The sequence below is a fragment of the Microbacterium sp. NPDC089987 genome, assembly GCF_044748505.1.
In the GTDB taxonomy this organism is placed as follows: domain Bacteria; phylum Actinomycetota; class Actinomycetes; order Actinomycetales; family Microbacteriaceae; genus Microbacterium.
This window is the reverse complement of the sequence record NZ_JBIVGE010000001.1, coordinates 901,426-915,863: the sequence shown is the minus strand read 5'-3', so window position 1 is coordinate 915,863 and position 14,438 is coordinate 901,426. Positions and strand designations below refer to the sequence as shown.

Annotated in this window: 14 protein-coding genes; 1 reads left to right on the top strand and 13 read right to left on the bottom strand. The window is 68.8% G+C overall.

Annotation, left to right across the window (positions count from 1 at the left end; all coding sequences use genetic code 11):
- Window positions 1-4: 4 nt before the first annotated feature.
- Window positions 5-1,000 (top strand): asparaginase, encoded by a 996-nt coding sequence (locus ACIPV2_RS04195; RefSeq protein WP_400838794.1) that lies wholly within the window; start codon window positions 5-7, stop codon window positions 998-1,000.
- Between the two features lie 13 nt (window positions 1,001-1,013).
- Here ACIPV2_RS04195 and ACIPV2_RS04190 read toward each other — a convergent pair whose 3' ends face one another.
- The 13 genes from ACIPV2_RS04190 to atpB all read right to left on the bottom strand — a co-directional run bounded on the left by ACIPV2_RS04190 (window position 1,014) and on the right by atpB (window position 14,361).
- Window positions 1,014-3,752: an FtsK/SpoIIIE domain-containing protein gene (locus ACIPV2_RS04190; protein WP_400838792.1), complete on the bottom strand. Its 2,739-nt coding sequence runs from the start codon at window positions 3,750-3,752 to the stop codon at window positions 1,014-1,016.
- Window positions 3,753-3,827: 75 nt separating this feature from the next.
- Window positions 3,828-4,649 (bottom strand): PP2C family protein-serine/threonine phosphatase, encoded by an 822-nt coding sequence (locus ACIPV2_RS04185; RefSeq protein WP_400838790.1) that lies wholly within the window; start codon window positions 4,647-4,649, stop codon window positions 3,828-3,830.
- Window positions 4,650-4,717: 68 nt separating this feature from the next.
- Window positions 4,718-5,701 carry an aldo/keto reductase gene (locus tag ACIPV2_RS04180; RefSeq protein WP_400838788.1) on the bottom strand — a complete coding sequence of 328 codons (984 nt, stop codon included), beginning with the start codon at window positions 5,699-5,701 and terminating at the stop codon, window positions 4,718-4,720.
- A 156-nt stretch (window positions 5,702-5,857) separates the two neighbouring features.
- Window positions 5,858-6,700 carry a large exoprotein gene (locus tag ACIPV2_RS04175; RefSeq protein ID WP_400838787.1) on the bottom strand — a complete coding sequence of 281 codons (843 nt, stop codon included), beginning with the start codon at window positions 6,698-6,700 and terminating at the stop codon, window positions 5,858-5,860.
- A 121-nt stretch (window positions 6,701-6,821) separates the two neighbouring features.
- Window positions 6,822-7,562: a YaaA family protein gene (locus ACIPV2_RS04170; RefSeq protein WP_400838785.1), complete on the bottom strand. Its 741-nt coding sequence runs from the start codon at window positions 7,560-7,562 to the stop codon at window positions 6,822-6,824.
- A 70-nt stretch (window positions 7,563-7,632) separates the two neighbouring features.
- On the bottom strand, window positions 7,633-7,893 hold the full coding sequence (locus tag ACIPV2_RS04165) for a F0F1 ATP synthase subunit epsilon (protein WP_099197126.1): 261 nt from the start codon (window positions 7,891-7,893) through the stop codon (window positions 7,633-7,635).
- Between the two features lie 2 nt (window positions 7,894-7,895).
- Complete coding sequence (gene atpD / locus ACIPV2_RS04160) at window positions 7,896-9,350, bottom strand: F0F1 ATP synthase subunit beta (protein ID WP_400838782.1); 1,455 nt, start codon at window positions 9,348-9,350, stop codon at window positions 7,896-7,898.
- Window positions 9,351-9,375: 25 nt separating this feature from the next.
- Window positions 9,376-10,269, bottom strand: a complete 894-nt coding sequence (locus ACIPV2_RS04155) for a F0F1 ATP synthase subunit gamma (RefSeq protein ID WP_400838780.1) — start codon at window positions 10,267-10,269, stop codon at window positions 9,376-9,378.
- 19 nt (window positions 10,270-10,288) lie between these two features.
- Window positions 10,289-11,929 carry a F0F1 ATP synthase subunit alpha gene (gene atpA, locus ACIPV2_RS04150; RefSeq protein ID WP_400838778.1) on the bottom strand — a complete coding sequence of 547 codons (1,641 nt, stop codon included), beginning with the start codon at window positions 11,927-11,929 and terminating at the stop codon, window positions 10,289-10,291.
- Between the two features lie 50 nt (window positions 11,930-11,979).
- Window positions 11,980-12,768: a F0F1 ATP synthase subunit delta gene (locus ACIPV2_RS04145; protein ID WP_400838776.1), complete on the bottom strand. Its 789-nt coding sequence runs from the start codon at window positions 12,766-12,768 to the stop codon at window positions 11,980-11,982.
- Entirely contained in the window at window positions 12,768-13,310 is a 543-nt protein-coding gene (locus ACIPV2_RS04140) for a F0F1 ATP synthase subunit B (protein ID WP_400838775.1), read from the bottom strand. The genes ACIPV2_RS04145 and ACIPV2_RS04140 overlap by 1 nt, the downstream gene beginning before the upstream one ends.
- Window positions 13,311-13,337: 27 nt before the next feature.
- A complete protein-coding gene (gene atpE / locus ACIPV2_RS04135; protein ID WP_045265023.1) occupies window positions 13,338-13,577 on the bottom strand; it encodes an ATP synthase F0 subunit C in 240 nt (79 codons plus the stop codon).
- Window positions 13,578-13,620: 43 nt separating this feature from the next.
- On the bottom strand, window positions 13,621-14,361 hold the full coding sequence (gene atpB / locus ACIPV2_RS04130) for a F0F1 ATP synthase subunit A (protein ID WP_400838772.1): 741 nt from the start codon (window positions 14,359-14,361) through the stop codon (window positions 13,621-13,623).
- Window positions 14,362-14,438: the final 77 nt, after the last annotated feature.

Below are 14,438 nucleotides of genomic sequence, written 5' to 3'. Positions count from 1 at the left end.
TGTGGTGCTCGAGACTCTCACCATCGCTGACGCTGTCGAACTCGCGATCGTGGAGCGCAACGGCTTCGTGGAGTCCCGCCATGCGGGCGCCGCTGTCGTGCTCTCCCCCGGAGGGGAGGTCATCGCCCAGCACGGCAACGCCGAAGCGCTGGTCCTGCCGCGCTCCAGCCTCAAGCCCCTGCAGGCGATCGCCAGCGTGACCGCCGGAGCGACGCTGGAGGGCGAGCAGCTCGCGCTCGGCACGGCCAGCCACAGCGGAACCGATCGTCACGTGGAGGTCGTGCGCGAGGTGCTCGCCGCGGGTGGGCTCAACGAGGACGACCTCGCGTGCCCCGCCGCATGGCCGTCAGACACGACGGCACGACGCGACATGATCCGCGATCACGCCGACAAGGCTCGGGTGCGGATGAACTGCTCCGGCAAGCACGCGCTGATGCTTCGCGCCTGCGTCGCGACCGGATGGCCGACCGAGGGCTACCTCGACCCCGCGCATCCGCTGCAGGTGCATATCCGGGATGTCGTGGAGCGCCTCGCCGGGGAGAAGATCGCGCACACCTCGATCGACGGATGCGGCGCGCCGGTGCACGCCATCACCCTGCTGGGTCTCGCACGGGCGATCCATCGGATCGGATCGGCCTCCGAGCGCTCCCCGTTCGCTCTGCATCGGGTCGCCGGCGCACTCGTGCGTGCCGTGCGCGAGAATCCGTGGACGATCGCCGGGCCCGGCGAGCCTGACACCATCGCCATCGAGACGCTGGGCGTGTTCGCCAAGCACGGTGCCGAGGGTGTGATGGTCATGGTCGCCCCGGACAACACGACCGTCGCGCTCAAGACGCTCGACGGCAGCAGCCGCGCCTCGGCGATCGTGGCCGCGACCCTGCTGGCGCGCGCCGGTGCGCTCACCGAGGCGGACGTCGCCGCGCTGGCGTCGGCCCTGCCGCTCGACGTGCTCGGCGGCGGTCAGCCGGTCGGCATGATCCGCCCGGGCTCCGGCATCTGACCCGGCCGCCCGCTCACATCAGCCGCACCCGCCGGGGTCTGCCTCCGGCCGCCACCACCCATGCCCGGCCCTCGTGGAGCCGAGCGTACGGCGGCGTGTCGCGCACGCCGGCGAGCTGGCGCAGCTCCGTCGCGCATTCGGCCGCGACGACGAGTTCGCCACTGCCCCGGATGCCCTGCAGCAGCGACCATTGAGCGCGCCACTGCTCGGGATCGCCGACGATCACCAGCGGCGCACCATCGGCATCCGACTCGACCGGGCCCGCGCCGTTCTCGGCGAGGAGAGTCACGCGGCATCCCGGATGTGCGGTGGCGAGTGCCACCCGGACCGCTTCGACCGCTGAGGTCACCACACCGGCGGCGGTGTGCTGCTGGGGCCGCCAGCTCTTGACGCTGCCCGCGTGCCCACCGCTCCCTCGTCCACCTCCCGCGGTTTCACTGCCCGCTGCGACCGGATCGGTCCAGCAGAGCTGCACATCACGCCCGTACACCGATCCGCGGCCCGGTGGCCGGTGCGGATCGAAGACGGCGGACTCGCCGCCGGCGGCGATGTGCTCCACCCTGCTGCTCAGCCGCAGCAGGGCGCGGCCGGAGAGGCCGTCGAGCAGCCGTCCGACCGGACCGGATGCCCGGGATGCGCTGATCACCGCGCCGGCAGGGCTGCGCACGATGCCCTCCCAGCGAGTGAGGAAGAGCTGCGCGTGCTCGGCCGGGTACTGTGCGACCAGGACGTCGAGGTCGTCGCAGAGAACCATCCCGTGCCGTCCGGTGGCGAGCTCGGCCACCGCGTCCCAGGCCTCCTCGGCGTCGCTCGGGATGACGACCGCATCGGGAACCTGCCGATGCACCGTGCGGATCAGCGTGCTCTTGCCCGCTCCCGAACCGCCGATCACGCCGAGTCCTTCGCCGGGTGCCAGATGCACCCAGGGCTGCCTCTGCTGCTCGGGCTCGTCCGCTCGACCGAGCACGATGCCGCCGGCGGCCGCACTGCTGCCGGTCGGAACGTCGATCACGCGGGGCAGCGGAGGCAGCCATGGGCTGGCCGGGGTCTCGGCACCCGCCCACCGGCGCGCCACCCCCGCCAGATCGTGCGGTGAGGTGAGGGCCACGCGCATGGCGTGCGGCTCGACGTCCTCGGGCCGTCGCAGGTAGACCAGGCCGCGCGATGCGGAGCCGCCGGGCAGTGCCGACGCCGCGTCCGAGCCGATCACGAAGCGGCTGTCCGCTGCTTCCGCCACGCGCAGACTCAGCCGCAACGGGCAGTTGGCTGCCAGGGCGTCCCGGATCACACCGCCCGCACGCTGCGTGCCGAGAATCAGATGCATCCCCAGCGCGCGGCCGCGTGCGGCGACGTCGGTGAAGATCTGCGCCAGGTCGGGATGCTCCTGCACGAGGGCCGCGAACTCGTCGACGACGATCACGAGTCGTGCGAGCGCAGGGAACTCGCTGACATCGCGCGCACCGGCCGAGGCCAGAGCCGCCTCCCGGCGCCGCAGCTCGGCGCTGAGGCTTCCCACACCGCGCCGGGCGCCGGTCGCATCGAGGTCGGTCACGACGGCGACGACATGCGGCAGCGAGCGCAGCGGCTCGAAAGCGGTTCCCCCCTTGAAGTCGATCAGCACGAACGTCACCTCCTCCGGCGCGTGCGCTGCGGCGATCGCGGCGACCCAGCTGGTCAGCAGCTCGCTCTTGCCCGTGCCCGTCATACCTGTGACGATCGCATGCGGCCCGTCGTCGACGAGATCGACGAGCACGTCGCCCTGCTCCCCGCGCCCGAACCGCGCGACGAGTCGGCCGTCGCCGCCCGCGGCGACCTCGAGGTCGCCGAACGCCACCGCAGCCGGCACCTGAGCGTCGTCCTCCGACCTGCTGGCCGCCCCGGCGGCGATCATGGCGGCCTGCTGCATCGACAGACCCTCGAGGGAGAGGTCACGCAGCCCCTCCGCTGTCCGCGCCACGGCTCGTGCGGGTGCGACGCACTCCAGCACGGTCGTGATGCCCTCGGGCGGTTCCTCCCCCGGCATCCGCACGCAGACCACGGCATCGGCCGGTTCCACCCCGTCGCCGACTCTCAGCCGGAATCGAGCGCTGCGACGATCGACGTGCGGAAAGCCGCCCAGCCCCCAGTCTGTGACGCCGCGCCCGTGCAGGCTGAGCTCAGAGGGGCCGAACCGCAGGCACAGCTGAGCGACGAGCGCTCTGACCATCGCACTCGCGACGGGAGTGGCTGCGCGGACGCACACCCCACCCCCGAGCTCGACGACGATGGGCGCATCGTCGAGCTGCTCGGCGCGCTCCCGGAAGGCGCGGGATCGCTCGTCGTCACCGCCCGAGGCGCGCACCCGGCTGCCGGTGCGCCCCCGCCCGATCACGAGCTCGGTGGCGGCGCTCAGCGGCGTGCGACCGCGCAGCGGCGGATCCAGCAGGCAGCCCGCCGCATCGGGTGAGCGGTGCCAGAGCGTCCGGTGCTCCCGTTCGTGCAGGCGGACGAGTTCGTCTTCAGCACGCTGCCATGCCGCATCAGACTCGCCCTCTGCCAGCCTGCTCGCTCGACGGCGCGACCGCATGCCGTCGAAGAACGAGGCGAGCAGCATGAGCGGGCCGAGGGCTGCGAAGCACAGCGCGAACAGCGATCCCGTGATCAGCCACAGCACGACCCCGGCGATGACGGGAACAATCGCGGCGAGCACCGGAAGCGGAGGTCGCCTGGGCTGTGCGGGGGCCGCGGGGAGGACGATGGTCGTGGCATCCATCCGTCCATCTCAGCTCATCGCGGAGGCAGAAGGCGGCCTGTCCACAGGCAGTGCGGCTCAACCCTCGATCGCGGGTTATGTGGAGGACGACTCGTCGGCGTCGGCGGGCTGATCGGCCGTGACCGCATCCCCGGCCCCGCGGGTGAAGCGCACGTTGAGGACGATCAGGGTGACGTTGTCGCGTCCGCCGTTCTCCAGCGCCGCGTCGACCATCGCGCTCACCGCGTCGGCGGGTTCAGCGTTCTCACGCAGGAAGTGCAGGATGCCGTAGTCGGTGAGCTCCTTGGTCAGACCGTCGGAGCAGATGATGAAGCGGTCGCCGTCGACGACATCGATCGCGACGTAGTCCGGTGAGACGAGTTCGTTCGCCCCGACCGCGCGGGTGATCACGTTGCTGTACGGGTGGGCGTCGGCCTCTTCCGGGCTGATCTTGCCTGAGGCGATGAGCTCCTGCACGACGGAGTGGTCGGTGGTGACCTGGATCAGCCGGCCGTCGCGCTCGAGATAGACGCGAGAGTCGCCGATGTTCAGCGATATCCAGCGCCAGCCGTCCTCGCCGCGGTCGAGGTACACGCCGGTCAGCGTCGTGCCTGTTCCCTCATCGGTCGTCTCGGGATGGCTGTGGATGTCGTCGACGGCCCGCTGAAGCGCCGCGACGATGCGCTCGTCGTCGATCTGCCCCGCGTCGACCATGTCGGAGAGCCGGTCGACGGTCGCCTGGCTGGCGATCTCGCCGCCCGCGTGTCCGCCCATGCCGTCGGCGACGATGAACAGCGGATACTTCGCGAGGAACGAGTCCTGGTTGTTCTCACGGCGTCGACCGCGATCGGTCACCCCCGCCCAGGCGAGTTCCAGGTCATCGCTGACGCGGAACGTCTGCGTCGTGGTCTCAGGCACGTGGGCTCTCCATCGGACGGCTGGGCGGCTGAACGGCCGCGGGATTCATCATCATCGTAGTGGTGCCGTCACATCCGGTCGGCGGGATCATCGACCAGGGGGAACAGGGCGTCGATCTCTGCCAGGTCGGCTGCCGTGGGAGTCCAGGCATCAGCCGCGGCTGCGTTCGCCTCGACCTGTTCGGGTCTGGTGGCGCCGGCGATGACGCTGGAGACGCCCGGCTGCGCGAGCAGCCAGCCGAAGGTGGCCTGAAGCATCGTGATGTCACGCTGGTCGCAGAACGCCTGGTACTGCTCGAGGGCGTCCCAGGGCGCATCCGCCCAGATGTGCTGACGCGTGTCCATGATCCGGCTGCCTGCCGGCCCTCCCTCGCGGGTGAACTTGCCCGTGAGAAGTCCGTTCTTCAGTGGGAAGAACGGGAAGAAGCCGAGGTCGTAGCGATCGACCGCGGGCAGCACCTCGCGCTCGGACGCGCGCGCCAGCAGCGAGTAGTGGTTCTGAGCGGAGATGAACCGGCCTGTCGACCGCGCACGGGCGGTGAGCTCGGCCTCGGCGATCTGCCAGCCGGTGAAGTTCGAATGCCCGTAGTAGCGGATCTTCCCCTCGTCGACGAGTTCGTCGAGTGCGTCGATGGTCTCCGCAATCGGCGTCTGCGGATCGGGCAGGTGCAGCTGGTACAGGTCGATCCAGTCGGTGCGCAGGCGGCGCAGCGAGTGCTCGACGGCGTGACGCACGTACCGACGCGACCCGCGACCGCCGGGGAAGTCGTAGCCCATGTCGCGGTCGTGACCGAACTTGGTCGCGAGCACCACGCGGTTGCGACGGCCCTCGAGCACCTCGCCCATGAGCTCTTCGCTGCGGCCCGCGTCAGCGCCGTACATGTCGGCGGTGTCGAAGAAGAACACGCCGTTCGCGAGGGCGGCGTCGATCACCGCCCTCGTGCCGTCGAGCGTCTCCGTCAGGGTTCCCGCGCGGCCGAAGTTGTTGCAGCCGAGACCGGCGGCGGAGACGACGAGTCCGGATGCGCCGACGCGACGCTGCGAGGTAGCCATGCGTCCACACTATCGGGGCGCCGGACGCGCTCGGACCGGCTCGGCGGCCAGCACCGCAGCCGGGCGGACCAACGGCCACGGCGCGGCACGCATGACTGCGCCGTGACGCACGGAAGCCCCCGACACCGTCGGGGGCTTCCTCGAGCTCAGCTCAGCTCAGGGGCGCGGCTGGGAAGGATCCTCGGGCGCCGCCGGGGGCGCGGGAGGAGCGGGCGGTGCGGCGGGAGGCGCGACCGGCGGTGCCGGTGGCGTGGCCGGAGGCGGGACAGGCGCTCCCGGCGCCGGCGGAACGGGCGAAGCGGGGCTGTGCGGCGCGCCGTAGCCCGGCTGTGTCGGCTGGCCGTAGCCCTGCGAAGCGGGAGGTGCGTAGCCCTGCGGGGCGGGAGGTGCGTAGCCCTGCGGGGCGGGCGGGGCGTAGCCCTGCGGTGCGCCGTAGCCCTGCGGTGCGCCGTAGCCCTGCGGTGCGCCATAGCCGGCGGGTGCGGCGTTCTGGCCGGGCTGGACGGGGATGCCGTCCCAGACGGTCTTGTCGCCGAGGAAGCCGTTTCCCGCCCACGGAGCGGGCGCGACGTTCGGGTTCCAGCGCGAGCGGTCGAGCGCGGCGATGCCCATCCATACGACGTTGAGCAGCACGAAGAGGATGACCCAGGCCGCCTGCTTCTGCAGCTTGAGACCGACGCGCCATCCCGCCATCGCGAACAGCGCGGTGAAGGCCAGACCGACGATCCCGCTGAGGCCCACGATCGACAGCACGATCGATGCGCCGAGCGCGTACAGCACGAGCCACGGGCTCATGTCACCGAGCTTGAAGAAGATCATCTCCCGGTACACCGGAACCCACGCGCGCCACTTCCCGACGACGCCCGCCTTCTCGAAGATCTTCATCATGAAGATCGAGGTCAGGACGTACATGATCGGCCCGACGATCAGCAGCAGCACCGTCAGCAGGCCGATGATCGCAGCGAGGGCGCTGTAGTCGCCGTAATCGCCATTTCCCATGAATGAACCACTTCTCTCATTGAGAGGAAGCGGTAGCGCTCCCCCATGCGAATCTCGTGCACCGGACATGCTAGCGAAGCGCCGCGATCACGGGCAACGAGGCGCCGATGCATTGCGGCGATCAGCTCTCGACCACGAGCTCCAGAACACCGGCATCCGCCGTCTCCTGCAGCCGGAGACCGTTCTGCGCGGCCCACTGCAGGAGCGCGCGCACGGAGCGGAGCGTCGGGCGTGTCGTGGCGAGGGCGCGCACGAGCATGCCCTTGGCCTTCTTATTGAAGTGATTCAGTGCGCGACCTGTATCGGTGACCACGCGCACATAGGTTGATGGGACCGTGCCGGCCACCGGCCCCAGCGCCACGTACGACTCGCTGCGCAGGTCGAGCACGAAGCCGGCATCCGCCAGCGCCTGGGATGTCGCGTCCGCCCAGTGCCGGCGCAGGGGACGGATGCCGGGCAGCGAGGTGCCGGCCGCCAGCCGGTACACGGGGATCTGATCGAGCGCGCCGACCGGGCCGAAGGGCGCCGAGTGGATCAGCAGGTGCTCGCCGAGCCAGCGACGAGCCGTCCGGTCGAGGGAGTTCGCATCGAGGGCGTCGTACAGCACGCCCGTGTAGCGGTCGATGGCGGCCATCGTCGGCGACGTCCGCAGCATCCGGTTGTGCTCGACCTCACCGGCCTGACGCTCGCTCAGCTTCAGCACGCGACGTGCCTCCGTCTCGTCCGCGCAGAGCGCGACGAGAGCGTCGATGAGCTCCGTGCGCTGCGTGGCCAGCGACGGCAGAGCGAGCTCGTCGAGACGCATCGGCGCACCGGAGCCACCCGGGCGCTTGGTCTCGGACGGGGGCAGAAGGATCTTCATGGACTCCACACAGACGAAGCGTCCGCTCCGGTTCGTGCGACGGCACGAACCGGAGCGGACGCGGGGTGTGTCAGGCGATCAGTGCGGCGTTGCCGGCCACGATGGTGAGCGTCTCGCCCTCCATCGAGAGGAAGCCGTCCTGTGCGTTCGCGAGCACCTTGCTGCCGTCGGTCTGAGTGATGCGGACCTCGCCCTGGGCGAGGATGGCCAGCACCGGCTCGTGACCGGACATGATGCCGATCTCGCCCTCGACGGTCTTGGCGACGACCAGCGACGCCTCTCCCGTCCAGACCTCCGCGTCAGCGGAGACGAGGCTCACGTGCAGCGCCATGGTCAGGCGTTCTCCTTCTGGATCTTCGCCCACTGCTCTTCGACGTCGGAGATGCCGCCGACGTTGAAGAAGGCCTGCTCTGCGACGTGGTCGAAGTCACCGCGGGTGATCGCATCGAACGACTCGATGGTCTCCTTGAGCGGCACGGTCGAGCCCTCGACGCCGGTGAACTTCTTCGCCATGTAGGTGTTCTGCGAGAGGAACTGCTGGATGCGGCGTGCACGGGACACGACGATCTTGTCCTCTTCGGAGAGCTCGTCGACACCGAGGATCGCGATGATCTCCTGCAGCTCCTTGTTCTTCTGCAGGATCTGCTTGACCGTGGTGGCCACGCGGTAGTGGTCCTCACCCAGGTAGCGCGGGTCCATGATGCGCGAGGTCGAGGTCAGCGGGTCGATCGCGGGGTACAGACCCTTCGAGGCGATCTCACGCGAGAGCTCGGTGGTGGCGTCGAGGTGCGCGAACGTGGTCGCGGGAGCCGGGTCGGTGTAGTCGTCGGCCGGCACGTAGATCGCCTGCAGCGAGGTGATCGAGTGACCGCGAGTCGAGGTGATGCGCTCCTGAAGGAGGCCCATCTCGTCGGCGAGGTTCGGCTGGTATCCCACGGCCGAGGGCATGCGGCCCAGCAGCGTCGAGACCTCGGAGCCGGCCTGCGTGAAGCGGAAGATGTTGTCGATGAAGAGCAGCACGTCCTGCTTCTGCACATCGCGGAAGTACTCCGCCATGGTCAGTGCCGACAGCGCGACGCGCAGACGCGTCCCCGGCGGCTCGTCCATCTGGCCGAAGACGAGGGCGGTCTTGTCGAAGACGCCTGCCTCCTCCATCTCGTGGATGAGGTCGTTGCCCTCACGGGTGCGCTCACCGACACCGGCGAACACCGACACTCCACCGTGGTCCTGTGCGACGCGCTGGATCATCTCCTGGATGAGCACCGTCTTGCCGACACCTGCACCACCGAACAGACCGATCTTTCCACCCAGCACGTAGGGGGTGAGGAGGTCGATCGACTTGATGCCGGTCTCGAACATGGTGGTCTTCGACTCGAGCTGGTCGAAGTTGGGAGCCTTGCGGTGAATCGGCCAGCGCTCGGTGACCTCGATGGTCTCGCCGGGCTCGAGGTTCAGGACCTCGCCGATCACGTTGAAGACCTTGCCCTTGGTCACGTCGCCGACGGGGACCGAGATGGCCTCTCCGGTGTCGCGAACCTCCTGGCCGCGGACGATGCCGTCCGTCGGCTTCAGGGCGATGGCGCGGACGAGGTCGTCGCCGAGGTGCTGTGCGACCTCGAGCGTGATCTCGGTGGAGCTCTCGCCGATCGTGATGGTGGTCTTGAGGGCGTTGTAGATGTCGGGGATCGAGTCGTGGGGGAACTCGATGTCGACAACCGGACCGTTGACGCGTGCGACGCGTCCGACGACCGCGGTCGCCGGCTGCTCAGCCATGGCGGTGGTGGTCATTTCTCGTCTCTTCTCCTGATGTGTGTCAGCTGGATGCCAGGGCGTCGGCGCCGCCGACGATCTCTGCGATCTGCTGGGTGATCTCGGCCTGGCGAGCGTTGTTGCGCAGGCGGGTGTAGTCGGTGATCAGCTTGTCGGCGTTGTCGCTGGCCGACTTCATGGCCTTCTGCGTGGCGGCCTGCTTGGCTGCCGACGACTGCAGGAGGGCATTGAACACGCGGCTCTGGATGTACACCGGCAGGATCGCGTCGAGGACGGTCCCGGCGTCGGGCTCGAACTCGTAGAGCGGGTAGACGGCCGCGGTCGCGGTGTCCTCGGCCTCTTCGATCTCGAGCGGCAGCAGACGAAGGGCCGTGGGCTCCTGCGTCATCATGCTGACGAAGCGGTTGTACACCAGCACGATCTCGTCGACTCCCTCGGACTCGCCGCCGCGCAGGAACGCCTGCTGCAGCGTGTGCGCGATCTCCTCGGCGGTGTGGAACGACGGCGTGTCGGTGTCGCCGATCCACTCCGCAGCGGACTCGATCCGGCGGAACTGGAAGTACCCGACCGCCTTCCGGCCGACCAGGTAGTACACCGGCTCGCGGCCGAGCTCGCGCAGACGCTCGCCCTGCTCGAGAGCCTCGCGGATCACCTGCGAGTTGAACGCGCCTGCGAGACCGCGGTCACTCGAGAAGACGACGACCGCCGTGCGGCGGATCGTCTCTGCCTCGCGGGTGAGCGGGTGGTCGACGCTGGAGTGCGTCGCGACGGCCGACACGGCCCTCGTCACGGCCCGCGCGAAGGGGCTGGACGCCTTGACGCGTGCCATCGCCTTCTGGATGCGCGAAGCCGCGATGAGTTCCATCGCCTTCGTGATCTTCTTGGTCGTCTGAGCAGAAGAGATCTTCTGCTTGTAGACCCTGAGTTGAGCGCCCATGAATCAGTACCTCACGCGATTACGCGCGACGACCCTTGACGATCTTCTCCTGGCTGACGTCACCGGCGTCCTCGGCCGAGACCTGCTCGTTGCCCGGGTTGCTGATCGACTGGCCCTTGCCGCCCTGGAACTCCAGGATGAAGGCGTCGGTCTGCTTGTCGAGCTCTGCGACCGTGGCGTCGTCGAGGACGTTGGTGTCGCGCAGAGTGTCGAGGATCGACGTGTTGCGGCGCAGGTAGTCGAGCAGGTCGCGCTCGAAGCGGAGCACGTCCGCGACCTCGAGCGAGTCGAGCTTGCCGTTCGTTCCGGCCCAGATCGAGACGACCTGCTCCTCGACGGGGTACGGCGAGTACTGCGGCTGCTTGAGCAGCTCGGTCAGACGAGCACCGCGGGCGAGCTGACGACGCGATGCCGCGTCGAGGTCGGATGCGAACATCGCGAACGCCTCGAGGGAACGGTACTGCGCAAGCTCCAGCTTCAGCGTTCCGGAGACCTTCTTGATCGACTTGACCTGAGCGTCACCGCCGACTCGCGAGACCGAGATTCCCACGTCTACCGCCGGACGCTGGTTGGCGTTGAAGAGGTCGGACTGCAGGAAGATCTGGCCGTCGGTGATCGAGATCACGTTGGTCGGGATGTACGCGGAGACGTCGTTCGCCTTGGTCTCGATGATGGGCAGACCCGTCATCGAACCGGCGCCGAGCTCGTCGGACAGCTTCGCGCAGCGCTCGAGCAGACGCGAGTGCAGGTAGAAGACGTCGCCAGGGTACGCCTCGCGCCCCGGCGGGCGGCGCAGCAGCAGCGAAACGGCACGGTAGGCCTCGGCCTGCTTCGACAGGTCGTCGAAGATGATCAGGACGTGCTTGCCGCCGTACATCCAGTGCTGGCCGATGGCCGAGCCGGTGTACGGAGCGAGGTACTTGAAGCCGGCGGGGTCGGATGCGGGAGCGGCGACGATGGTGGTGTACTCCATCGCGCCGGCTTCTTCGAGCGCACCGCGGACGCCGGCGATGGTCGAGCCCTTCTGACCGATCGCGACGTAGATGCAGCGCACCTGCTTGCTGACGTCGCCCGACTCCCAGTTGGCCCGCTGGTTGATGATCGTGTCGATCGCCAGGGCGGTCTTGCCGGTCTGGCGGTCGCCGATGATCAGCTGGCGCTGGCCGCGGCCGACGGGGATCATGGCGTCGATCGCCTTAACGCCGGTCTGCATCGGCTCGTGCACCGACTTGCGCTGCATGACGCCGGGCGCCTGCAGCTCGAGCTCGCGGGAGCCCTCGGTGGCGATGGTGCCGAGACCGTCGATCGGGTTGCCGAGCGGGTCGACGACCCGGCCCAGGTAGCCGTCGCCGACCGGAACAGAGAGGACCTCGCCGGTACGGGTGACCTTCTGTCCGGCCTCGATGCCGGTGAAGTCGCCGAGGACGACCACGCCGATCTCGTGCTCGTCGAGGTTCAGTGCCAGGCCCTTCGTGCCGTCGCCGAAGGTGACGAGCTCATTGGCCATGACGCCCGGCAGTCCTTCGACGTGCGCGATGCCGTCGGCCGCGTCGATGACGGTGCCGACCTCGGTCGCCGCGGCGCCCGAGGGCTCGTAGGCGGCGGCGAAGTCCTTCAGCGCGTCACGGATGACGTCGGGGCTGATCGATAGTTCTGCCATTGTCTTCCCTTTGTGTGTCTGGGTGTGCGCGGTTCCCCGCGTCGAGTAGTTCAGCTCGCGAGCTTCTGGCGAAGGTCGGCGAGGCGGGCGGAGATGCTGCCGTCGATGACGTCATCGGCGATCTGCACACGCAGTCCTCCGACGACGGATTCGTCGATCACCTGGTTGATGGAGATCTCACCGCCGTAGCGGCGGGCGAGCGCGTCGCGCACGCGCGCTTCCTGGGCAGCCGAGAGCGGAGCGGCGGTGTACACCGTCGCCACCGAACGGCCGGCCTGCGCGGCGACGATGCGGACCGCGCGGCTGAGCACCTGGCGGACGCGCCGCGCACGCGGTCGCGGAACCAGGGACGAGGCGATGAGCATGGTCGCGGGTGACACTGCCCCGCCGAGCACCCGCTCGACGAGCGCGAGCTTCGCCGCATCACCGCCGAGACGGCCTCCGAGCGCGAGCTCGAGCTCGGGGTTCGCCGCGACGACGCGCGAGAAGCCGAACAGCTCCGTCGCGACGTCGTCACCGGGAGCCGCCGCAGCCGCTGCCCGGATGGCGAGCTCCTCGACACCGTCGACGAGATCGGACACCGACGACCAGCGCTGGGCCGCGACCGCGGTCAGCAGTGTGCGCACCGGAGCCGAGACACCGGCGAAGACAGCCGAGACGAGCGCGCTGCGCGCCTCAGCCGGAGCTGCAGGATCGGCGAGCGCGCCGCTCAGCTGACCCGACTCCCCGATGGTGCGGGCCGCTGCGAAGAGCTCCGCCGCACTGTGGAGGTTCAGGCCCGACGCTGCGGCAAGCGCGTCCGTCGATGCCGCGAGTGCCTGAGTGGTCGCGCTGCCCATTACTTGGCCTTCTCGAGGTCGGCGAGGAAGCGGTCCACGACGGCCGCCGCACGAGCGTCATCGCTGAGGGTCTCCCCCACGACGTTGCCTGCGAGGTCGATCGCCAGCGTGCCGACCTCGCTGCGCAGCGAGACGAACGCCGCCTGGCGCTCCGCCTCGATCTGCGAGTGAGCTGCTGCGGTGATGCGGCCTGCCTCGGTGACGGCGGTCTCCTTGGCCTCGGTCACGATCTTCTTGCCGTCCTCACGGGCGGCCTCGCGGATCTCACCGGCCTCGGTGCGGGCCTCGGCGAGCTGGCGGGTGTACTCCTCCAGCGCGGCCTCGGCCTGCTTCTGGGCCTCGTCGGCCTTGGCGATGTTGCCCTCGATGGCGGCCGAGCGCTCGTCGAGGATCGCGGTCAGGCGAGGAAGGGCGACCTTCCACACCACGACGAGGATGACGAGGAACCACAGGCCCGACCAGATGATGTCGTACCACTCGGGAATGAGCGGGTTCTTCGGCTCACCCTCAGCCGCGAGGTTCGTGACAAGAGCGTTCAGCATCCTGTCTCCTTCAGAGGTCGAAGCGGATTACGCGGGGAACGGGATGAATGCGACGGCGATGCCGACGAATGCGAGTGCCTCGGTGAAGGCGATACCGATCCACATGAGGACCTGAAGACGGCCGGCCAGCTCGGGCTGACGGGCGACACCCTCGATGGTCTTGCCGACGACGATGCCCACGCCGATGGCCGGTCCGATGGCTGCGAGGCCGTAGCCGACCGCACCGATGTGACCGTTGATTTCAGCGAGAACCGTAGTAGCGTCCACGGGTTTTTCCTTTCGTTGGGTGGGACGGCAGTTGCCGACCCGCTCAGTGCTCTTCTGCGACCGCGAGCTGGATGTAGATCGCGGTGAGGACGGTGAAGACGTAGGCCTGCAGGACGACGACCAGGATCTCGAAGAGAGTGAAGGCGCCGCCGAAGGCGAGGGTGCCGACGCCGAGCGCCGCCCATCCGCCACCTGCGGTGAAGAAGAAGAAGTGCGTGGCCGCGAAGCACAGCACGAGGATCATGTGCCCGACGACCAGGTTCATCATCAGACGCAGGGTGAGGGTCACCGGGCGGATGATGAAGGTGGAGATGAACTCCAGCGGGGTCACGATGATGTAGACCGGCCACGGCACACCAGCCGGGAAGAGCGCGTTCTTCCAGAACCCGAGCGGGCTCTTCTTCATTCCGGCGTAGATGAAGGTCACGTAGCTGATCACGGCGAGCGTGAGCGGCACGGCGATGATCGCGGTACCGGGCATGTTCAGGAACGGGATGATGCCGGTGACGTTCATGAACAGGATCATGAAGAAGATCGTCACGAGCAGCGGCGCGAACCGCTCGCCGTCCTTGCGTCCGAGCAGGTCGTGCCCGATGCCGGTGCGGACGAAGCCGATTCCCATCTCGACGAGACTCTGGAAGCGACCGGGCACGATCGTCATGCGACGCGTTCCGAGCCACATGATGAGCACGACGGCGATCACCGAGAGCAGCTGGATCAGGTGGATGCGATGCATCGGCACACCGAACACGGTGAACAGGATGTCCGGGAAGAACTCGTCCATCGACGGGCCGTGGAATTCACCGTCACCGGCGATCGGACGAAGGGTCAGGGTCGCAACGGGATTCAACAGCGCGGGCT

Coding starts and splice junctions, on each gene's coding strand:
- ACIPV2_RS04190 (WP_400838792.1), bottom strand. CDS start 3,752: ATGGATGCCACGACCATCGTCCTCCCCGCGGCCCCCGCACAGCCCAGG.
- ACIPV2_RS04180 (WP_400838788.1), bottom strand. CDS start 5,701: ATGGCTACCTCGCAGCGTCGCGTCGGCGCATCCGGACTCGTCGTCTCC.
- ACIPV2_RS04175 (WP_400838787.1), bottom strand. CDS start 6,700: ATGGGAAATGGCGATTACGGCGACTACAGCGCCCTCGCTGCGATCATC.
- ACIPV2_RS04170 (WP_400838785.1), bottom strand. CDS start 7,562: ATGAAGATCCTTCTGCCCCCGTCCGAGACCAAGCGCCCGGGTGGCTCC.
- ACIPV2_RS04165 (WP_099197126.1), bottom strand. CDS start 7,893: ATGGCGCTGCACGTGAGCCTCGTCTCCGCTGACGCGGAGGTCTGGACG.
- atpD (WP_400838782.1), bottom strand. CDS start 9,350: ATGACCACCACCGCCATGGCTGAGCAGCCGGCGACCGCGGTCGTCGGA.
- ACIPV2_RS04155 (WP_400838780.1), bottom strand. CDS start 10,269: ATGGGCGCTCAACTCAGGGTCTACAAGCAGAAGATCTCTTCTGCTCAG.
- atpA (WP_400838778.1), bottom strand. CDS start 11,929: ATGGCAGAACTATCGATCAGCCCCGACGTCATCCGTGACGCGCTGAAG.
- ACIPV2_RS04145 (WP_400838776.1), bottom strand. CDS start 12,768: ATGGGCAGCGCGACCACTCAGGCACTCGCGGCATCGACGGACGCGCTT.
- ACIPV2_RS04140 (WP_400838775.1), bottom strand. CDS start 13,310: ATGCTGAACGCTCTTGTCACGAACCTCGCGGCTGAGGGTGAGCCGAAG.
- atpB (WP_400838772.1), bottom strand. CDS start 14,361: ATGGACGAGTTCTTCCCGGACATCCTGTTCACCGTGTTCGGTGTGCCG.